Genomic DNA, 19,917 nt, shown 5'->3' on the forward strand with positions numbered 1-19,917 from the left:
TCAGCCCTTCATCACGTTGACGTCTTCGACCGCGATCGTGCCGCGGTTGCGGAAGAAGCACACGAGGATCGCAAGGCCAATGGCCGCTTCGGCGGCGGCGACCGTCAGCACGAACAGGGTGAACACCTGCCCCACCATGTCACCCAGATAGCTGGAGAACGCCACGAGGTTGATGTTCACCGCGAGCAGCATCAATTCGATGCTCATCAGCAGGATGATCACGTTCTTGCGGTTCAGAAATAGCCCGAAGATGCCAATGACGAAAAGCGTCGCCGCCACCGTCAGGTAATGTTCAAGTCCGATCATGTCGTCCCTCAGTTTCTTCCCCGCACGGCGGCGGGGTGGTCTTGCGAGCCGGTGCGTCCCGGCGATCCGTCTGTATCCCTGCCCGATTTTTTCGAAAAAATCGGCCCGGAATTTTTGAAAATTCCGGCCACCGCAGCGGCCGGAGTGTCTACAGCCCCTGCCCGGGCTTCACGTCCTTGAGCTCCATCGCCTTGGCCGGATCGCGCATCATCTGCGCGACCACGTCCTGACGTTTCACGTCCCCCCGGTGGCGCAGGGTCAGCACGATCGCGCCAATCATCGCCACCAGCAGGATCAGGCCCGACAGCTGGAACAACAGGAAATACTCGTCGTAGAGGATCAGGCCAAGCGCCGCCGTGTTCTCGACCCCGGTATCCGTCACCTGCGTGCGCAGCCCTTCGGCGGCGGCATTTGTCTCCCACGCGCCAAAGGCGATGACGAACTGCATCAGGATCACGATCGCGATCAGCAGCGCCAGCGGCAGGTATTTCGCCATCTCCGCCTTCAACTCGGCAAAATCGACGTCCAGCATCATAACCACGAACAGGAACAACACCGCGACCGCGCCCACATAGACGATGATCAGCAGCATCGCGACGAATTCCGCCCCCAGCAGCACGAACAGCCCCGCCGACGACAGGAACGACAGGATCAGCCACAGGACCGAGTGTACGGGATTGCGGCTGACCACCGTGAACAGCCCGCCCGCGATCACGCAGACCGCAAAGAGATAGAATGCAAACACGCTCATGCGTCACCTTCCGGTTTGGTCGAATTGTCGTCTTCCAGCACTTCGCGTGCCAGCTCCATCGCCCGGCCCGACGCGGGGATGCCCGCAAACGCCGACATCTGGCCGATGGTCTCGATGATCTGTTGCTTGTGCGCGCCCGCCTCGACCGCATGACGTACGGTCTGGCGCACGGCGGTATCGTTCTGCGCGCCCTGCATGGTCAGCCCCGCCAGCGTCAGCAGCAGCCGCGTCTTGGCGTCCAGCCCGTCAGGGTTGTAGGTATTGCCAAAGAACGTCTCCATCACGTCCTTGGGCAGCACGCCCATCATCGCCTCGAACCCCTTTGGCGAAAAGGCGTCCATCGCGGGAAAGGACTTTGCCATTTCCTGCGCCTGCCGCATCATCTCTTCCCAGGGGTTCTTTGCGCCGCTCATCTGTAGGGTGCATCCATCTCGAGATTGCGCGCGATCTCGGCTTCCCAGCGGGCGCCGTTGTCGAGCAGTTTTTCCTTGTCGTAGTAAAGCTCTTCGCGGGTCTCGGTGCTGAATTCGAAATTCGGGCCTTCGACGATGGCATCCACCGGGCAGGCTTCCTGACAGAAACCGCAGTAGATGCATTTGGTCATGTCGATGTCATAGCGCGTCGTGCGGCGCGAGCCGTCGTCGCGCGGCTCCGCATCAATCGTGATCGCCTGCGCGGGGCAGACCGCTTCGCACAGCTTGCACGCGATGCAGCGCTCTTCACCGTTGGGATACCGGCGCAGCGCATGCTCGCCGCGGAACCGCGGTGACAGCGGGCCCTTTTCGTGCGGGTAGTTCAGCGTCGCCTTGGGCTTGAAGAAATACTTCATCCCCAGCTTCAGCCCCTGATAAAAATCCTGAAGCAGAAAGTATTTAGCGTGTCTTGCGTAGTCGGTCATCTCAGCCTCCTGTCGCGTAGCGGGCGTAGATGCCCCAGAACCATTCGAATTTTGCGGCAAACGCCACGAACACCACCCAGATCAGCGAGAACGGCAGGAACACTTTCCAGCCCAGACGCATCAGCTGGTCATAGCGGTAGCGCGGCGTGATCGCCTTGATCATCGAGAACATGAAGAACACCAGACCCATCTTGAGGATCATCCAGAAGATCCCGTCGGGCAGGCCCGGAATGGGCGACAACCAACCGCCAAAGAACATCAGCGAAATGAGCGCGCACATCAGAACCACGGCCACCAGCTCCCCGATCATAAAGAGCAGGAAGGGCGTGGAGGAATATTCAACCTGATAGCCCGCCACCAGTTCGGATTCAGCTTCCGGCAGGTCAAACGGCGGGCGGTTCGTCTCGGCCAGCGCCGAGATGAAGAAGAGGATCAGCATCGGGAAATGCGGCAGCCAGTACCAGCTGAGCAAGCCATAATCGCTTTGCTGTGCGGCCACGATGCCGGAAAAATTCATCGATCCGGTGGAGATAATCACCCCGATGATGATCAGACCGATCGAGACCTCATAGGAGATCATCTGCGCGGCAGAGCGCAACGAGCCAAGGAAGGGGTATTTCGAATTCGACGCCCAGCCGCCCATGATCACGCCGTAAACCTCCAGCGAGGAGACGGCAAAGACGAACAGGATCGCCACGTTGATATCCGACAGCACCCAGCCGTCATTGAACGGGATCACCGCCCAGGCGACCAGCGCCATCACCAGTGAGATCATCGGCGCGAGGAAGAACACCGGTCGATCCGCGCCCGCAGGCACCACGATTTCCTTGACGATATACTTGCCGAAATCCGCAAAGGATTGCAGCAGCCCGTAAACGCCCACGACGTTCGGCCCCCGACGAAGCTGTACCGCAGCCCAGATCTTGCGATCCGCGTACATCAGGAACGCCAGCGCGACCAGCAGCGGGATCACCACAAGAAAGATCTGACCCACAATCAGGAGAATCGCCCCGAGGGTCGTGTTGAAGAAGAAATCAGCCATTAGTCGGTCCTCACACCGTCGGGATACCTTTTTCGCGGCAATTGGCAGTCACCACTTCGGCATCGATCGTCCGCAAGCCCTTGGGCAGGCTCGGCGAGATTGTGTAAACAGCATCGGCCCGCCAAATGCCACCCTCGATTTCGACATTTGTGCGCACATGTCTTGCGAATCCGTAGCCGCGAATAAGGGTATATTGCGCGGCTGCACATTCCGCGTAAGCCGCGACGTTTTCGGGCGCCATCGCCTTGGTCATCGCGACGTTGAATTGCACCAGATCCCCATCCAGCAGCACGGTGTCCACGCCCCTGTATTCGGGGATGAAATCCTCGGCCACGGGGGGGCGGGGTCGCAGCCGGCCAGCGCCAGCAGCGCGAGGGCGGCGGCGGCGCGCCTCACTCGGCCGCCATCGCCTCGGTGCGGCGCGCCTTTGCGTTGGCCGACAACTCCGCCATCAGGCTCGAGGCGCGCGCGATCGGGTTGGAAAGGTAGAAATCCGTGATCGCGGGCGCAAAAGCCCCCTCACCCAGCGTGCCCGCGTCGACAGCCTGCCAGTCATTCTCGGCCACCTCGTCGATACGGCCCAGATGCGGCACCGCCTTGACCATGGCCTGCCGCAGCGCGGCAAGGCTGTCGTAGGGCAGCGTCGCGTCCAGCTCCGCGCTCAGCGCGCGCAGGATGGCCCAGTTTTCCTTGGCCTGACCGGGCGCAAAGCTTGCGCGTTGCGCGATCTGCGGGCGCCCTTCGGTATTCACGAACAGCCCCGGCTCTTCGGTATAGGCGGCGGCGGGCAGGATGATGTCGGCGCGGTGCGCACCGCGATCCCCGTGGGAGCCTTGATAAATCACGAACGGCCCCGCAGGAATGTCGCCCTCATCGGCGCCAAGGTTATAGATCACGTCGCATTTCAGGATTTCCGGCACGCCACCCTCGGCAACAGCCCCCACGTCCATCGCCCCCACGCGGCCCGCCGCCGTGTGCAGCACCATGAGACCCGCGCCGCTGCGCTCCGCGATCTGCATCGCGTGCCCCAGCACGGCATCGCCGTCCTCGGCGGCCAGGGCACCCTGCCCCACGATCACCAGCGCGTTCAGCTCCTTGAGCGACGCGTGATCCAGCGACGCCACATGCGCCAGCGCCGCGCGGTCCGCGCCCATGTGTTCGTATTCATAGGTCAGATCGACCTTGGGGCCGACCACACTCACATCGGCGCCGCGCGCCCAGGCTTTGCGGATGCGCGCGTTCAGCACAGGCGCCTCGATGGCGGGATTGGTGCCGATCAGCAGGATCTTGTCGGCGGCATCAATATCTTCGACCGCCGCCGTGCCGACATAGCCCGACCGGTTGCCCGCGGGCAGCTTGGCCCCATCGGTGCGGCACTCGATCGCGCCGCCCAGCCCCACGACCAATTCCTTGAGCGCAAACGCCGCCTCGACCGGGGCCAGATCGCCGACCAGCGCGCCGATCTTCTTGCCCTTCATCGCCGCCGCCGCCGCCGCCAGCGCCTCGGGCCATTCGGCGCGGCGCAGCTTGCCGTTCTCGCGGATATAGGGCGTGTCCAGACGCTGCTTGCGCAGACCGTCCCAGACGAAACGCGTCTTGTCCGAAATCCATTCCTCGTTCACGCCGTCGTGGTTACGCGGCAGGAACCGCATCACTTCGCGCCCCTTGGTATCCACGCGAATGTTGGACCCCAGCGCGTCCATCACATCGACGCTCTCGGTCTTGGTCAGCTCCCACGGGCGCGCGGTAAAGGCGTAGGGCTTCGACACCAGCGCGCCGACGGGGCACAGATCAATGATGTTGCCCTGCATGTTGCTGTCGAGCGTCTCGCCCAGATAGGCGGTAATCTCGGCATCCTCGCCACGGCCCGTCTGGCCCATCTGCGTGATGCCCGCCACCTCGGTGGTGAAGCGCACGCAGCGGGTGCAGGAAATGCAGCGCGTCATGTGGGTTTCGACCAAGGGGCCCAGATCCAGATCCTCGGTCGCGCGCTTGGGCTCGCGGTAGCGCGAGAAATCCACACCGTAGGCCATCGCCTGATCCTGCAGGTCACACTCGCCGCCCTGATCGCAGATCGGGCAATCCAGCGGGTGATTGATCAACAGGAATTCCATCACCCCCTCGCGGGCCTTCTTGACCATGGGCGAGTTGGTTTTCACGACCGGTGGCTGGCCCTCGGGGCCGGGGCGCAGATCGCGCACCTGCATCGCACAGGAGGCCGCAGGCTTGGGGGGCCGCCCACGACTTCCACAAGACACATCCGGCAGTTGCCCGCGATCGACAGCCGCTCGTGATAGCAGAAACGCGGCACCTCGATGCCCGCCTGCTCACACGCCTGAATGAGGGTCATCGCCCCATCGGCTTCCACTTCGTTCCCGTCGATGATGATCTTGCGCGTATCGCTCATGGGTTCACTTTTCTCTCAGCAACGAGCCGATGCGGCTCGACTTTTGGATCTCACTGCGCCCGAGGGCACAATAACTCTGCGGGTCCGACTCTGACACGCCATTGGCTTTGAAATAGGCCGCACCCCGCGCCTTCATGCGCGCCTTTTCGGTATCGCTGTCGGCATAGGCATCGATCTCGGCGTCGGTATAGCCCAGCTTGCGGGCCTCTTTCTTGACGTCGTTGTACATGCGCAGCGCACGCACCATCCGCGCCGAGATATCGGGGCAATTCTTGCGGATCTCGTTGGCCACGGCCACGTCGAACACCGCGTTGTCAATCGACGCCACGTCGCGCAGCGCGGGTTTGGCAGCCACGGCGGGGGCCGTCAGGGCAATCACGGTGGTGGCAATCATCAGATGTCGCATACTCGTTCTCCTCAAGTGTAATCGGGTCTATGCCCGCCCTACAGATGGGAATCTGTCCCTTTGCTATGCAATATCAACGCGCCGCTGGCGAGGCCGCACGCCGTCTTTTCCTTATCGCGCGCCCGGGCACGTGCCGGAAAGCGTCAGTGTGTCGCGGTCGATGGGCAGCTGCCCCTCGGGGGTGTCGGGCCCCACCGCCCATTCGATGTCAGAGCTGCCGTAGGTGTTCACACAATAGGTGATCGCCTCGTATTCACCGGCCTGCACCGCCCCCGTCAGCGATTTCGACACCGGGCGCACGGTCACGACAAACTGGTCTAGCTGGCGGTCAACCTTGCGCAGCTTGGCGTTGTAGAACTGCCCGTCGAAAAAGATGCGATCCTCCGCAGAGGTGCAGCCGATCAACAGGGCGGAGGCGCAGGCAAGCAGGATGGCAGATTTCATCGACATCTCCTGCGGACCGGACCCGGCCCGCTAACGGTGTTTTCGCGGCCTCTTATTGCGCAATCGCGCGCCGAGTGCCAGCGTTTAGACGGCCCCCTCACCGCCTTTTGCGCTCCCGCAGGGGGGCCACGCCGTCCAGCGCCTTGCGCAGGAACGCAATCGCCAAATTGCCGCCCACATAGATCATCGCCACCAGCGCCACATAGACCCACGCAGGCACCAGCCCGTAGGTGATCGCCTGATGCGTGGCCCAGGTGGGCAGCCCAAAGGCCGCAAGCGTCGCGAGACAGGCGGCAAAACTCAGAAGCCCGTCAAAGATATTGCGGAAAAATCCCATGCGCGCCCCCTACCCGGTCAACAGGGTGTAGCCCTGCACAAACGCGAAGCCAAGGATCAGCACCACCAGGACCACCGTCATTCCGGCCATGCCGATGCTGATTTCCAACACCAAACCCAGCAGGGCCTGCCCGGAAAATATCCCGCCGGCAAAAGCGATGAGCGCCCCCAGAAAAAACAGCCAATCCACTCCCACGCCGGTCATCAGCGAAAACGCCATCATGGCAAGGCCGAGGGTCAGCACCCCTACGGCGATCAGCAGCTCCCAAAGAGCGTCGCCCACATCGGCACGCTTTTCGTCGTCCGTGCGCCGACGTGGCAGCCAGCCCCACATCACGCGCGCCGGGCGAACGCCATCAGCATCAGCGGCACAAAGCTGATCATCGCCATGACGAATTGATACATCGGAACAGCGCCCGGGATCGGCCCCAGCAAGCTGTAGAAGCTGATCCACCCGCCGCCAAAGAAGATCCCTACCATCGCGAGGATCGGCACCAGCGGGGACCACGCCCAAAACGCGCGGATCCCGAATTTCGGCAAGACCATCAGATAAAGCACGATCTGAACCGCCGCGATGGCACCGGGCACCGCGATGAAATTCAGCGCCTCAACCAACATTACTCCGCAGCGACCGCCGGACGGCCCTTGCGCTTATGCGCGATGCGGTCCTCGATCTCGTCGCGGAAGTGGCGGATCAGCCCCTGAATGGGCCAGGCCGCCGCATCGCCAAGCGCACAGATGGTGTGCCCCTCGACCTGCTTGGTCACGTCCAGCAGCATGTCGATCTCATGCGGCTCCGCGTCGCCCTTCACCAGACGGTCCATCACCCGCATCATCCAGCCGGTGCCTTCACGGCACGGCGTGCACTGGCCGCAGCTTTCGTGCTTGTAGAACTTCGCCAGCCGCCAGATCGCCTTGATGATATCGGTGTTCTGATCCATCACGATCACCGCCGCCGTGCCAAGGCCCGACTGCAACTCGTTGCGCAGATAGTCGAAATCCATGGTCGCCGCGCGCATCGGCTTGCCCGGCACCATCGGCACCGACGATCCACCGGGGATCACTGCCTTGAGGTTGTCCCAACCGCCACGGATCCCGCCGCAATGCTTGTCTATCAGCTCCTCGAACGAAATGCTCATCGCCTCTTCGACGACGCAGGGGTTGTTGACGTGGCCCGAGATCGCAAACAGCTTGGTGCCCGCGTTGTTAGGCCGACCAAAGCCCGCGAACCATTCGCCACCGCGCCGCAGGATCGTCGGCACGACCGCGATGGATTCGACGTTGTTCACCGTCGTGGGGCAGCCATAAAGGCCCGCACCCGCCGGGAACGGCGGCTTCATGCGCGGCATGCCCTTCTTGCCCTCAAGCGATTCCAGCAGCGCGGTTTCCTCGCCGCAGATGTAGGCGCCCGCGCCGTGGTGCAGGTAGATGTCGAAGTCCCAGCCGGATTTTGCGGCATTCTTGCCCACCAGCCCGGCCTCATAGGCCTCGTCGATGGCCGCCTGAAGCGCCTCTTTCTCGCGGATGTATTCGCCGCGGATGTAGATGTAGCAGGCATTGGCGTTCATCGCGAAGGACGCGATCAGGCATCCCTCGATCAGCGTGTGCGGATCGTGGCGCATGATCTCGCGGTCCTTGCAGGTGCCGGGCTCGGATTCGTCGGCGTTGACGACAAGATAGCTGGGCCGCCCGTCGGATTCCTTGGGCATGAACGACCATTTCAGACCGGTCGGAAAGCCCGCACCGCCCCGGCCCCGCAGACCGGAGGCTTTCATCTCGTCGATGATCCAGTCGCGGCCCTTCTTGATGATGTTTGCGGTTCCGTCCCAATGGCCACGCGCCTGCGCACCCTTCAGCGTGCGGTCGTGCATGCCGTAGATATTGGTGAAAATCCGGTCTTTGTCCTGCAACATCTGCTATCCATCCTTTTCGGACTGGCGCGCGCGCCACATCCTGACTGCTTGTATGATCACCCACAGGAACACGGCGGCAATGCCCAGCTCCAACAGGCCCATGATCTGGTTTGACCAGCCAAAGCTGACCCCGGCGAATTGAATGCCCATAAAGGCAAACGCCGCCGCAATACTTACCAAAGCCAGCCGCCGCCCGTCCCGAGACAGTTTGTCGTCCCTTTCATGCACGGGCGGCAGCCATTTTCAGCTTTTCTTCTTCTTGCGCGAGAATTCCGTCTCGCCGCCCTTGGCCAGAACCTTGGCCTGGCTCATCCAGTCGTCCCGTTCGATGCGGCCCTTGAAACGCAGGCGGCTGTCGACCCAGGCGATTTCCTTTTTGCCCCATTTGGCGACCTGATCGAAATGCCAGATCCCCATCTCGTTGAGCGTGCCTTCCAGCTTGGGCCCCACACCGCTGATGAGTTTGAGATCGTCCGCTCCCTCTGAGCGTGGCGCGTCCATCAGCTCGGGCGCGCTGCCCGGCCCTTCGGCGGGCGACGGGGCCGCCTGCGGTGTCGGGGCGGCCGGCGCTGCGGCATCGGCCGTAACAGGCGCGCCGCCGGGGATCGGCTCTGCCGGGGCAGCCACGCTGTCGTTCTCGTACTTCCACTCGCCCTTGCGCGCCGCAAGCTCCTGCTGGCCCGGCAACTCCTTGGACGGCTTCACGATCGTGCTTGCCGATGCCGCCGGGGCCGCAGCCGTCGCGGCCGTGCCCGAAACGGCGGCCATCGTGCCCAGCGGCTGCGTCATATCAACGTCCGACGTCCCATCCGCATCGCCCGAGCCTGCCACGGTTGCAGCACTGCCGGCGCGTGTCACCTCGGCCGCGGGGGTCTTTTTCTTTTCCGCCTCGGCGGCATAGCGATTTGCGGGTTTGGACGCCTCGTCGCTCAGATCCGCCTTGGCCGTCTGGCCCCGACACACGAACAGGCCCAGCACCAGCCCCAGCACAAAGCCGATCAGCCCGCCGGTAAAAATCGCCTGAAGCGCGCCGAATGCCGCCATCCAGTACAGCATGATCATCGCCAGGAACCCGACAACCGCCGCAATCCCCCAGCATATCAGCTGACATTCCGTGTTATTCTGTTGTGCCATAATCGTAAACTATCCCCCAATGGATATGCTCGGGCGGTTACGAATACCGCCCGTCTTTGCTGGCCTTGGCAGAGAATTCAGTGGCTTCCCCCCGCGCAAGACGCCCGGCCTGATCCACCCATGCATCGCGCGACGCACGGCCCTTGAACCCTTCGAGGTTCTGATCAACCCAGGCCAGCTCATCTTGGCCCCATTTTGCGATTTGGTCAAAATGGAAAAAACCCATCGAATTTAACAGTGACTCGAGCTTCGGCCCAACGCCCTTGATCAGCTTGAGATCATCGGCCCCTTCCTTGCGCGGCGCCTTCATCGTGCGGGGCTTCTTGCCGGGGCCTGCGGGGCTGCCGCTTTGTGCCTTTACATCCGCTTTTTGGTCGGGGGCGACGCTGCCGCGCTTGGGCTTGGCGACGGGGCGGGCCTCGGGCGCCTCCCCTTCGACGTTCGAATGCTTGTCAGAGGCATCGCCCCGGTCGCGGGGGCTGCGTCTTCCCCAGGCAACCGCCCGCCCTGCTTTCCGTCGGGCCCATCGGGCGGCATCAGGTCACTGCGCGCGGGCTTCGGCGCCTTGCCGGTGTTCGCCGCCTTGCCCTGCCACGGCGCCAGCAAGGGCACCTCGGTCCCGTCGATGCGTTTGACCGTATCGCCGATATCCGTCGCCAGCTGCGCGCTTGCGTTATACTGCGTCTTGCCGCTGTCCCATTCGGTCAGGCTGGTCAGCCCGCTCAAAGGCTCAGAGGCATAGCGCCCGTTCTGCGGCCCCGGCGTCGGCACCTTGCCCGCCGCCAGATCGTCGATCAGCGCATTGAAGCTCTCGACCGTCAGATCCTCGTAGTAATCCTTGCCGATCTGCGCCATCGGCGCGTTCGAACACGCCCCCAGACATTCAACCTCTTCCCACGAGAATTTCCCGTCGGCGCTGATCTGATGCGGCTTGTCGGCGATGCGCTCACGGCACACGGCCACCAGATCCTCGGCCCCGCAGATCATGCAGGACGTGGTGCCGCAAATCTGGAAATGCGCAATCTGGCCTACCGGTTGCAGCTGGAACATGAAGTAGAACGTCGCCACCTCAAGCCCGCGAATATAGGCCATCCCCAGCATTTCCGACACATGCTCGATCGCCGGGCGGGAGAGCCACCCCTCCTGCTCCTGCGCGCGCCACAGCAGCGGAATGATCGCACTGGCCTGACGGCCCTCAGGGTATTTGGTGATCTGCGCTTCCGCCCACGCCTGATTGGCGGGCGTGAAGGCAAAGCTTTCGGGTTGGTCGGCGTGTAGTCTACGCAGCATCGATCAGTCCTCGGTCTCGACAGGGCGCGCTCAGGCGCTGCCCGTCATGTAGTAAATCGTCACGGCAAGCCCGATCAGGGCCAGAACGCCGGACAGCGTATGTTTGATATGCGGCAGTTTGGCCCGCGCATAGATCAGCCCGTCGCCCAAGCCCATCACCGCACCGGCCACACAGAACACCGCAATCATTTCCAGCGTCCCGAAAAAGATCAGACCCACCTGGATAATCGTTACCGCCAAATAGCGGTCAATCATCACCAGTGGCAGCTTTTCGGGACGATGCGTGGCTTCTTCCATCCCCTTGACGGGATCGCGGTAAAACGCCAGCGCAAGAAGGGCAGTCAGCACGGCACCAACGCCCAACAGCACCAGCAAGGGCCACGGTGGCAGCGTCATCGGCGTGCCCCCGATCCGACCGCCCACAAGGGGCGGGCGCGGCGGTCGCATCGCGTGGCGTGAAATCTGCGCAGCATGGTCATTCCTTGTCGCGTCAGCTGGTGCAGGCGGGGGGCAACAGCAGCAGCGTTTCCTCGTCCTCGGCGAAGGTCGCAATGCCCTCCGCCATCATCTCGCGCGAGAGCCGGATCGCCGTCGCCCGGTCGATGCCAAGCTCCGGCATGACCTCATTGGCCCGCGAGGTCGTCATCTTGCAGCCCTCGGCGTTCATCGCGTCGATCAGCGCGGCCTTTTTGTCCGCATCGGCACCGGCCGCCGTGGCGACCAGCACGCAAACGATCGACAGCCCCCTCACCGGTCGACCTCACCAAACACGATATCCATCGTCCCGATGATCGCCGCCACATCCGCCAGCTGGTGGCCCTTCGCCATATAGTCCATCGCCTGCAGGTGCAGATAGCCCGGTGCACGCAGTTTGGCGCGGTAGGGCTTGTTGGTGCCGTCAGCCACCAGATAGACGCCAAATTCCCCCTTTGGCGCCTCGACGGCGGCATAAACCTCCCCCTCGGGCACGTGGAACCCTTCGGTGTAAAGCTTGAAGTGGTGGATCAGGCTTTCCATGTTCTGCTTCATGTCCGTGCGCTTGGGCGGCGTGATCTTGCCCCGGGCAAGGATATCACCCTGCCCCTCGGGCGCGCGCAGCTTTTCGATGGCTTGCAGCATGATCTGGGCCGATTGGCGCATCTCTTCCATGCGGACGAGGTAGCGGTCGTAACAATCGCCGTTCTTGCCCACGGGGATCTGGAAATCGAATTCATCGTAGCATTCATAGGGCTGCGCACGGCGCAAATCCCACGCCAGACCCGACCCGCGCACCATCACGCCGGAAAAGCCCCAGTCCTGAATGTCCTCTTCGGTGACGACACCGATATCCACGTTGCGCTGCTTGAAGATCCGGTTTTCGGTCAGCAGCCCATCGATGTCTACCATGAAGCCCTTGAGAAACTTATGCGTCCACGTCTCGATATCATCGAGCAGCTCTGGCGGCAGATCCTGGTGCACCCCGCCGGGGCGGAAATAGGCCGCGTGCAGACGCGCACCGCAGGCCCGCTCGTAGAAAATCATCAGATCTTCACGCTCTTCAAACCCCCACAACGGCGGGGTCAGCGCGCCCACGTCCATCGCCTGCGTCGTGACGTTCAGAAGGTGGCTCAGAATGCGCCCGATCTCGGAGTACAGCACCCGGATCAATGAGGCGCGGCGCGGCACTTCCACGCCGGTCAGCCGCTCGATCGCCAGACACCACGCGTGCTCCTGGTTCATCGGGGAGACATAATCCAGCCGGTCGAAATACGGCAGGTTTTGCAGATATGTCCGGCTCTCCATCAGCTTTTCCGTGCCCCGGTGCAGCAGGCCGATGTGCGGGTCGCAGCGCTCCACGACCTCGCCGTCCAGCTCTAGCACCAGACGCAAAACCCCGTGCGCGGCAGGGTGTTGCGGGCCGAAGTTGATGTTGAAATTGCGGATTTTCTGCTCGCCGCTCAGCGCATCCACGCTGCCGTCATCGAATTTCGAACCGTCCATCATTTCGCTGCCTCTTTCTCGTCGCCGGGCAGCACGTATTCCGCACCCTCCCACGGCGACATGAAGTCAAATTGCCGGTATTCCTGCACAAGGCTCACGGGCTCATACACAACCCGCTTTTCCGCCTCGTCATAGCGGACCTCGGTATAGCCGGTGGTCGGGAAATCCTTGCGCAGCGGGTAGCCGCGAAAACCGTAATCCGTCAGCAGGCGCCGCAGGTCTGGGTGGCCGCTGAACAGGATGCCGAACATGTCGAACACCTCCCGCTCGAACCAGTTGGCCGAGGGGTGAATATCCACAAGCGACGGCACCAGATCCTGCTCCCGCACGGCCACGCGCAGGCGGATGCGGTGGTTCTGGTACATGCTCAGGAAGTGGTAGACGACGTCAAACCGCTTGGCCCGGCCGGGGTAATCGACGGCCGTGATGTCCACCAAAGACGAGAACCGGCAGGTTGCATCGCCCTTCAGAAACTCCACCAGCCCCGCGATATTCGCGAGCGTCACATCGACGTTCAGCTCACCGTGGGCGATGTCCCAGGCCAGGACGCAATCGGGACGCTTGGCCTCGATATAGGCACCGAGTTCTTGCAGTTGGTCACTCATGGCTCAGGCTCCTTAACGGACGATTGTACCGGTGCGGCGCATTTTGCGTTGCAACTGCATGATACCGTACAGCAGCGCCTCCGCCGTCGGCGGGCAGCCGGGCACATAGATATCCACCGGCACGATCCGGTCGCATCCGCGCACCACCGAATAGCTGTAGTGATAGTAGCCGCCGCCGTTGGCGCAGCTGCCCATCGAGATCACGTAGCGCGGCTCGGGCATCTGGTCGTAGACCTTGCGCAGCGCCGGCGCCATCTTGTTCGTCAGCGTGCCCGCCACGATCATCAGATCCGACTGGCGCGGGGAGGCGCGCGGCGCCGTGCCGAACCGCTCAAGATCGTAGCGCGGCATCGAGGTGTGCATCATCTCGACCGCGCAACACGCCAGACCAAAGGTCATCCAGTGCAGCGAGCCCGTGCGCGCCCAGTTGATCAGATCCTCGGTCGAGGTCAGCAGGAAACCCTTGTCCTGCAACGCAGTGTTGAGGTTTTGCGTGGCCACGTCGCGGTCCATGCCCGCGGTCGCCGTGCTGAGGTTGGTGGAGGTTACTGCCATTCCAGCGCCCCTTTCTTCCATTCATAGGCAAAGCCTGCGGTGAGAACGCCCAGGAACACCATCATCGACCAGAAGCCGACCATCGAGATATCGGCAAAGGCCACGGCCCAGGGGAACAGGAACGCGATTTCCAGATCAAAGATGATGAACAGGATCGACACGAGGTAGAATCGCACGTCAAACTTCATGCGCGCATCGTCAAACGCGTTGAACCCGCACTCATAGGCCGACACTTTTTCCGGGTCCGGGTTGCGCACCGCCAGTACGGCAGCCGCCAGCAACAGGGCAAGGCCCAAACCAATGGCAACGCCCAGAAAAATCAGGATCGGCAGGTATTCCCTAAGCATGTCTTCCAAGGGTGGCTCCTTTCTTGGATCGCCGGGGCGCACCCCGGTCTAACGCTTGCATGGGGTTTAGCCCTGCCACCCCACGGGGTCAACGCCAAGTGGCGCGGAAAGGTGTCGCAGCCCGCCCGCTGCCCGTCGCCGCCCCGCGTTCCGCCCGCGTCGGTCTCGCGTGGCACCCAACCCGAAAATCATTTTTTGGATAAACCCGCGTCAGCCTCCAGACGAAGCACAGCATGGCCACGGGATTTCTTGTCACCCTCGGAGATACCACGATTTATCCGGGGGACGCCGCGTCGACCGGTGCCACAACGACCTTCACCCAGACCGCGGACCCCGGTCGCGGGTCCGTCAGACGGAACAACAGTAACCCGTCCGGCAGTGCATCCAACACCCTTTCGGGGAGTTTCGTGCAAGGCGACGATGGCAACGTCTCCTTTATTCCCGACGGCTACGTCCCCCCGTACGGCCCATACGCCACCTTGCCAGACATTCAACCTCTGTCTCCGGGAAGCCGCCCGTCCGTATCGCGCCCGCAGACAAGCGCCTTGCAATAGGAGGTCGTCCAATCGTGATCTACCGCGTCTTAACCACCCAACCCGCCGGGCGCTTTTCGAAAAACGCGGCAATGCCCTCGGCGGCTTCTTCGGTCTCCCACCGCTCGGCCAGGGCGGCGATCGACATCTTCACGGCCTCCTCGGTGGCCGCCCCGCCCAGATCCTGCGCCAGCTTTTTGGCGGCGGCCACGGCCCCCGGCGCGCAGGCCAGATAGGGGGCGACCTCGCGCTCCACCGCCGCATCCAACTCCGCCTGCGGCACGGCGCGCGCGAGCAATCCCAGCTCCACCGCCTCCACCGCATCAAAGACGCGGCCCGACATGAACACCCTTCGCGCGCGCCCCTCGCCCATCCGGGCAATCACATAGGGGCCGATGGTGGCGGGGATGATCCCCAGCCTGGTCTCCGTTAGCGCCATCTTGAGCGTGTCGACGCCCACCGCCACATCACAGACCGACGCCATGCCGACACCACCCCCAAAAGCATTGCCATGCAGTCGCCCGATCAACGGCTTGGGCAGACGGTTGAGCGCGCCCAGCATGGTCGCAAGCTTGCCCGCCTCGGCGGCACGCGTGGGCGCGTCCATGCCCATCTGCGCCCGCATCCAGCCCAGATCGCCGCCCGCGCAGAACGTCTTGCCCGCGGCGGCCAATACCACGACCCGCACAGCGTCATCGGCCCCCAGTTGCACAGCCGCCGCCGTCAGCTCTTCGAGCATCTGCGCGCTCATCGCGTTGTGCTTCTCCGCACGCTCCAGCGTGAGCGTCGCCACCCCGCGCCCATCCACCACAATCGAGATCGTCTCAAACATCCGCCACCCGCTCCACAAAATTTGTCCCAAATTTTGGGCCCAGAGTTTCCCCGAAACTCTGGCTACCCCCGCATCCCGCGCGCCAGTGCCGCCGCCTGCGCAATCGCGTCCAGATCCAAACCGGTCTCATACCCCAGACCAGCCAGATGCGCTGCCACCGCTTCGGTCGCCACATTGCCCGAGGCACCGGGCGCGTAGGGGCAGCCGCCCAATCCGCCCACCGCCGCATCAAACACCCGCACCCCAAGCGATAGCGAGGCATCGATGTTATCCATCGCCCGCCCGCCCGTATCGTGAAAATGCCCGGCCAAACGCCCCACCGGCACGACGTCGCGCACGGCCAGCAGCATGCGCGCAATGCTGTCGGGCGTTCCCGCCCCGATCGTGTCCCCCAGCGAGATCTCGTAGCAGCCCATCGCAAACAGCGTATCGGCCACCTGCGCCACCGCCGCAGGCGCCACCGCCCCGTCATAGGGGCATTCCACCACGCAAGACACATAGCCCCGCACCGGCAGATCCACCGTCCGCGCCCGCTCAAGGATCGGCGCAAACCGCTCGATACTCTCGGCAATAGTGGCGTTGATGTTTTTGCGGCTGAACCCCTCGGACGCACTGGCAAAGACCGCAATCTCATCCGCTCCCGCCGCCACCGCATCCTCGTAGCCGCGCAAGTTCGGCGTCAGCGCGGCATAGCGCACCCCCGGCGCGCGGCTGATCCCCGCCAGCACCGCACCCGATCCCGCCATCTGCGGCACCCATTTGGGCGACACGAAACTCGCGCATTCAATACGCCGAAATCCCGCCTCGCTCAGCGCATCGACCAAGGCGACTTTATCTTCAACCGAGATGTCGCCCGCTTCGTTCTGCAACCCATCGCGTGGGCCGACCTCAAATATCTCACACGGTCCCATACTCATCTCCTCCGGGGCTCCGCCCGTTCAGACCTGAAACCGTCCCCCGGACGGTTTCCAAGACGGTCTTCACCCCCCAAAAACCAACACGCTCCCAAAACCATCCGCTCCTCCCCAAATCCTATCCTCAAGAACCCTACACGCCGCGCCCGCTTTTGAGTGCCAAAAATACGCCTGCGCGCCGTCTCATCCGGCGGGCAGGTCCCAAGGCGCAAAAAACGTCTGCAAAAACAGCCGCTCCTCCGCGGCGGGCAGTGACGCCCGAAATCCCGCCCGCGCGCTGATCCGCCCGTACCAGTCGGACAGCCGCTCAAACCCGTCGAATGTCGCAAAATAACGCGCCAGATACACCGCCTGGCCGCAAGACACATCCGCCGCCGAAAACCCGCCGTCCAGCAGGTAGTCACGCCCGTCCAGCCGCCCATCCAGCGCGGCAAAGCATTTCCCGATCCGCGCCGCCTCCAGCTTCATGACCCAGGCGCTGCGCATGTGATCCTCGCGCAGCGCCACGTGCTGCTGGGTCAGCGCTGCCGCGTGCTGGCTGATCGTCTCCGAAAAATGCACCCACGACAGCCACGCCCCCCGCTCCGCGTGCCCCGCGGGCCGTCCCATGACATCGGGCGAGAACCGCTCGCACAGCACTTCCGTGATCGCCCCCGTCTCGAACAACGTCTCGCAACCGATCTCCAGCGCGGGCACGCGGCCCGCGGGGGATTTTGCCAGAAACGCCGGGCTGCGCAGGGTCTTGTCGAACGGATAGGTCCGCACTTCGAAATCCACCCCCAGCTCGTGCAGCAGCCACAGCGGCCGCATGGATCGGGTCTGCGGGCAGTGATGCAGGACGATCATGCGTCGTCCGCCTCCAGCCGCACCAGCGCCGCACCGGCCTCGACCTGATCGCCCTGTGCTGCCAGCACCTCCGCCACGACCCCGTCGCGCGCCGCCAGAAGGGAATGCTCCATCTTCATCGCTTCCAGTACCGCCAGCCTGTCGCCCTTGGCCACCGCCTGCCCCACGGTCGCGTCAATCGCGCGCACCAGACCGGGCATCGGTGCCTCGATCAGCGTGCCGTCCCCCGATCCAGCCTCCGCCTGCAATAGCGGGTCAATCACCTCGAACACCATCCCGTAGCCGTCAAAGACCGTGACCGTCAGCCCATCGACCGCCACCGCCGCCGCAGGCGCGCCGCCTATCTGCCACGCGCCGCCGATCCGGCGCGCCTCGACCACCGTATCGCCCACATGCCACGTCTGGGCATCCGGCCCGCTCACCTCGACCTTCAGCAAATGATCCTCGCCGCCCCACTGCAACGCCACCTGCCGCACCAGCGGCGCCCAAAGGGTAAATCCCGCCTCCGGCCCCGGATCCAGCAGCCCGAGGGCCGCCATCCCCGCCAGTGCCGCATGGGCCGGTGTCACCGTGGCCTGCACCGTCAGCGCGTCAAGATCGCGCGCGATCAGCCCGGTGTCGACCTCGCCGCGGCCAAACCCCGCGTGCCCCGCCAGCGCGCCCAGAAAGGCAAGGTTGGTGACCGTGCCCGCCACTTCCGTCTGCGCCAGCGCCCGGCGCAGCCGCGCCAAAGCGACCGCGCGGGTGGGTCCGTGCACCGTGATCTTGGCGATCATCGGGTCGTAGAACGGGCTGATGGTATCGCCCGCGCGCACCCCGGTATCGGCCCGCGCGCCCTGCGGAAAGCGCAGGTGCGACAGTGTCCCGGTCGCGGGCAAAAACCCCGCCTGCACATCCTCGGCATACAGCCGCGCCTCAAAGGCGTGCCCGACGATGCCCAGATCCTGCTGGCGCGCGGGCAGCCCCTCCCCGGCGGCCACCCGCAGCTGCCATTCCACCAGATCAACCCCGGTGATGGCTTCGGTCACGGGATGCTCCACCTGCAAACGCGTGTTCATCTCCATGAAAAAGAACCCGTCCGCGCTCAGCCCGCCCGCGCCGTCGACGATGAATTCAACCGTGCCCGCGCCCTTGTATCCGATGGCCTCCGCCGCGCGTACCGCCGCGTCGCCCATGGCCGCGCGCATCTCGGGCGTCATGCCGGGTGCGGGTGCTTCCTCGATCACCTTCTGGTGGCGGCGCTGCAGCGAACAATCCCGCTCGAACAGATGCACCGCACGGGTGCCATCGCCGAACACCTGCACCTCGATATGGCGCGGCTGGGTGACGAATTTCTCGACCAGCACATCCGGGTTGCCAAAAGCCGTCCGCGCCTCCGACCGCGCGCTCTCCAGTGCTGTGGCAAAATCACCGGGCGCCTCGACCAGCCGCATGCCCTTGCCCCCGCCACCGGCCACGGCCTTGATCAGAACCGGATAGCCGATGCCCTCGGCCTCGCGCGCCAGCAGCGCGTCGTCCTGATCGGCCCCGTGATAGCCCGGCACAACAGGCACGCCCGCCTCGACCATCAGCGCCTTAGCGGCATCCTTCAGACCCATGGCGCGGATCGCCTCCGCCGAGGGGCCGATAAATGTCAGCCCCGCCGCCTCGACCGCTTCGACAAATCCGGGGTTCTCGCTCAGAAAGCCGTAGCCGGGGTGGATCGCCTGCGCGCCCGTGGCCTTGGCCGCCGCGATGATCGCGTCCCCGCGCAGATAGCTGTCAGCGGGCGCCGAGCCGCCGATGTGCACCGCCGCATCCGCCAGCGCCACGTGGCGCGCCCCCGCATCCGCGTCCGAATACACCGCCACACAGCGCACGCCCATGGCCTGCGCCGTTTGCATCACCCGGCAGGCAATCTCGCCCCGGTTGGCAATCAGAATGCTGTCAAACATCGCCGCTCTCCTCAAAATCCTCGATCACCGTGAACCGCTCCCAGATCAGCTGCATGTCCTCGGCAAAAATTCCCTGTCGGGTGTAGTATCTGCGGTGCCCCGCGCGCCAACTCTCCAGGCTGTCATCCTCGCCCTCGGCCAGCGCCATTTCTTCGGTCATCCCCGCCCATGTGGTCTCGATCAGCTCTTGCGTCTCGATCACCAGCGCGGGCGCGCCGTAGGGCCCCAATGCGATATCCCGCCGCCCGATCTCGGGCGCCGCCTCCCGGCCGGCCTCGATGTCGGCCACGGCGGTGCAGGTCGCCCGCTTGACGCCCTTGCGCACCAATCCGGTCAGCTCCGCAATCAGCGCGGGGCTGTCGCCAAAGGAAAACGTGCGCGCGCCGGGGTATCTGGCCATGGCCTGCTCCAGCGTCATGGCGTCTGCACGCCCGGTGTACGGTG

General features: G+C 64.0%; 25 protein-coding genes and 3 pseudogenes. All 28 read right to left on the reverse strand.

Going from position 1 to position 19,917, the window contains the following annotated elements; all coding sequences use genetic code 11:
• Complete coding sequence (gene nuoK / locus KDD17_RS08240; RefSeq protein WP_212703243.1) at nt 1–306, reverse strand: NADH-quinone oxidoreductase subunit NuoK; 306 nt, start codon at nt 304–306, stop codon at nt 1–3.
• 148 nt (nt 307–454) lie between these two features.
• On the reverse strand, nt 455–1,057 hold the full coding sequence (locus KDD17_RS08245) for an NADH-quinone oxidoreductase subunit J (protein ID WP_212703244.1): 603 nt from the start codon (nt 1,055–1,057) through the stop codon (nt 455–457).
• Entirely contained in the window at nt 1,054–1,470 is a 417-nt protein-coding gene (locus KDD17_RS08250) for a carboxymuconolactone decarboxylase family protein (protein WP_212703245.1), read from the reverse strand. Before KDD17_RS08250 ends, KDD17_RS08245 begins: the two co-directional genes overlap by 4 nt.
• Complete coding sequence (nuoI, locus tag KDD17_RS08255; RefSeq protein ID WP_212703246.1) at nt 1,467–1,955, reverse strand: NADH-quinone oxidoreductase subunit NuoI; 489 nt, start codon at nt 1,953–1,955, stop codon at nt 1,467–1,469. The genes KDD17_RS08250 and nuoI overlap by 4 nt, the downstream gene beginning before the upstream one ends.
• Nucleotide 1,956: 1 nt before the next feature.
• Complete coding sequence (gene nuoH / locus KDD17_RS08260; protein WP_212703247.1) at nt 1,957–2,997, reverse strand: NADH-quinone oxidoreductase subunit NuoH; 1,041 nt, start codon at nt 2,995–2,997, stop codon at nt 1,957–1,959.
• Nucleotides 2,998–3,007: 10 nt separating this feature from the next.
• Nucleotides 3,008–3,366: pseudogene (locus tag KDD17_RS08265) on the reverse strand (hypothetical protein).
• 23 nt (nt 3,367–3,389) lie between these two features.
• Nucleotides 3,390–5,404 (reverse strand): annotated as a pseudogene (nuoG, locus tag KDD17_RS08270) (NADH-quinone oxidoreductase subunit NuoG).
• 4 nt (nt 5,405–5,408) lie between these two features.
• On the reverse strand, nt 5,409–5,810 hold the full coding sequence (locus KDD17_RS08275; RefSeq protein WP_212703248.1) for a DUF5333 domain-containing protein: 402 nt from the start codon (nt 5,808–5,810) through the stop codon (nt 5,409–5,411).
• Nucleotides 5,811–5,921: 111 nt separating this feature from the next.
• A complete protein-coding gene (locus tag KDD17_RS08280; protein WP_212703249.1) occupies nt 5,922–6,254 on the reverse strand; it encodes a hypothetical protein in 333 nt (110 codons plus the stop codon).
• Nucleotides 6,255–6,351: 97 nt separating this feature from the next.
• Entirely contained in the window at nt 6,352–6,591 is a 240-nt protein-coding gene (locus KDD17_RS08285; RefSeq protein WP_212703250.1) for a hypothetical protein, read from the reverse strand.
• 9 nt (nt 6,592–6,600) lie between these two features.
• Complete coding sequence (locus KDD17_RS08290; RefSeq protein ID WP_212703251.1) at nt 6,601–6,924, reverse strand: hypothetical protein; 324 nt, start codon at nt 6,922–6,924, stop codon at nt 6,601–6,603.
• Nucleotides 6,924–7,208: a hypothetical protein gene (locus tag KDD17_RS08295; protein ID WP_212703252.1), complete on the reverse strand. Its 285-nt coding sequence runs from the start codon at nt 7,206–7,208 to the stop codon at nt 6,924–6,926. The genes KDD17_RS08290 and KDD17_RS08295 overlap by 1 nt, the downstream gene beginning before the upstream one ends.
• Nucleotides 7,208–8,503 (reverse strand): NADH-quinone oxidoreductase subunit NuoF, encoded by a 1,296-nt coding sequence (gene nuoF / locus KDD17_RS08300; protein ID WP_212703253.1) that lies wholly within the window; start codon nt 8,501–8,503, stop codon nt 7,208–7,210. The genes KDD17_RS08295 and nuoF overlap by 1 nt, the downstream gene beginning before the upstream one ends.
• 3 nt (nt 8,504–8,506) lie before the next feature.
• On the reverse strand, nt 8,507–8,731 hold the full coding sequence (locus KDD17_RS08305; protein WP_212703254.1) for a DUF5337 family protein: 225 nt from the start codon (nt 8,729–8,731) through the stop codon (nt 8,507–8,509).
• Nucleotides 8,732–8,746: 15 nt separating this feature from the next.
• On the reverse strand, nt 8,747–9,637 hold the full coding sequence (locus KDD17_RS08310) for an NADH-quinone oxidoreductase subunit E (RefSeq protein ID WP_212703255.1): 891 nt from the start codon (nt 9,635–9,637) through the stop codon (nt 8,747–8,749).
• 37 nt (nt 9,638–9,674) lie between these two features.
• Nucleotides 9,675–9,962, reverse strand: a pseudogene (locus KDD17_RS19135) (NADH-quinone oxidoreductase subunit E); the annotation flags it as partial.
• A gap of 32 nt (nt 9,963–9,994) precedes the next feature.
• Complete coding sequence (gene nuoE / locus KDD17_RS08315; RefSeq protein ID WP_348541445.1) at nt 9,995–10,927, reverse strand: NADH-quinone oxidoreductase subunit NuoE; 933 nt, start codon at nt 10,925–10,927, stop codon at nt 9,995–9,997.
• 30 nt (nt 10,928–10,957) lie between these two features.
• A complete protein-coding gene (locus KDD17_RS08320) occupies nt 10,958–11,323 on the reverse strand; it encodes a hypothetical protein (RefSeq protein ID WP_212703256.1) in 366 nt (121 codons plus the stop codon).
• A gap of 94 nt (nt 11,324–11,417) precedes the next feature.
• Nucleotides 11,418–11,678 (reverse strand): hypothetical protein, encoded by a 261-nt coding sequence (locus KDD17_RS08325; RefSeq protein ID WP_212703257.1) that lies wholly within the window; start codon nt 11,676–11,678, stop codon nt 11,418–11,420.
• Nucleotides 11,675–12,907 (reverse strand): NADH-quinone oxidoreductase subunit D, encoded by a 1,233-nt coding sequence (locus KDD17_RS08330; RefSeq protein ID WP_212706185.1) that lies wholly within the window; start codon nt 12,905–12,907, stop codon nt 11,675–11,677. Before KDD17_RS08330 ends, KDD17_RS08325 begins: the two co-directional genes overlap by 4 nt.
• Complete coding sequence (locus KDD17_RS08335) at nt 12,907–13,512, reverse strand: NADH-quinone oxidoreductase subunit C (protein ID WP_212703258.1); 606 nt, start codon at nt 13,510–13,512, stop codon at nt 12,907–12,909. The genes KDD17_RS08330 and KDD17_RS08335 overlap by 1 nt, the downstream gene beginning before the upstream one ends.
• 12 nt (nt 13,513–13,524) lie before the next feature.
• A complete protein-coding gene (locus KDD17_RS08340) occupies nt 13,525–14,067 on the reverse strand; it encodes a NuoB/complex I 20 kDa subunit family protein (protein ID WP_212703259.1) in 543 nt (180 codons plus the stop codon).
• Nucleotides 14,058–14,423: an NADH-quinone oxidoreductase subunit A gene (locus KDD17_RS08345; RefSeq protein ID WP_212703260.1), complete on the reverse strand. Its 366-nt coding sequence runs from the start codon at nt 14,421–14,423 to the stop codon at nt 14,058–14,060. Before KDD17_RS08345 ends, KDD17_RS08340 begins: the two co-directional genes overlap by 10 nt.
• 564 nt (nt 14,424–14,987) lie before the next feature.
• The gene (locus KDD17_RS08350) at nt 14,988–15,779 is read right to left on the reverse strand and encodes a crotonase/enoyl-CoA hydratase family protein (RefSeq protein ID WP_212703261.1); all 792 of its coding nucleotides are present in this window, start codon (nt 15,777–15,779) and stop codon (nt 14,988–14,990) included.
• A 62-nt stretch (nt 15,780–15,841) separates the two neighbouring features.
• On the reverse strand, nt 15,842–16,696 hold the full coding sequence (locus KDD17_RS08355) for a hydroxymethylglutaryl-CoA lyase (RefSeq protein WP_212703262.1): 855 nt from the start codon (nt 16,694–16,696) through the stop codon (nt 15,842–15,844).
• A gap of 180 nt (nt 16,697–16,876) precedes the next feature.
• Nucleotides 16,877–17,539 (reverse strand): glutathione S-transferase family protein, encoded by a 663-nt coding sequence (locus tag KDD17_RS08360; RefSeq protein WP_212703263.1) that lies wholly within the window; start codon nt 17,537–17,539, stop codon nt 16,877–16,879.
• Nucleotides 17,536–19,473 carry an acetyl/propionyl/methylcrotonyl-CoA carboxylase subunit alpha gene (locus tag KDD17_RS08365; protein WP_212703264.1) on the reverse strand — a complete coding sequence of 646 codons (1,938 nt, stop codon included), beginning with the start codon at nt 19,471–19,473 and terminating at the stop codon, nt 17,536–17,538. Before KDD17_RS08365 ends, KDD17_RS08360 begins: the two co-directional genes overlap by 4 nt.
• Nucleotides 19,466–19,873 carry an ASCH domain-containing protein gene (locus KDD17_RS08370; RefSeq protein ID WP_254796748.1) on the reverse strand — a complete coding sequence of 136 codons (408 nt, stop codon included), beginning with the start codon at nt 19,871–19,873 and terminating at the stop codon, nt 19,466–19,468. The genes KDD17_RS08365 and KDD17_RS08370 overlap by 8 nt, the downstream gene beginning before the upstream one ends.
• Nucleotides 19,874–19,917 lie beyond the last annotated feature (44 nt).

The organism is Sulfitobacter albidus (assembly GCF_018200035.1).
Classification (GTDB): Bacteria; Pseudomonadota; Alphaproteobacteria; order Rhodobacterales; family Rhodobacteraceae; genus Sulfitobacter; species Sulfitobacter albidus.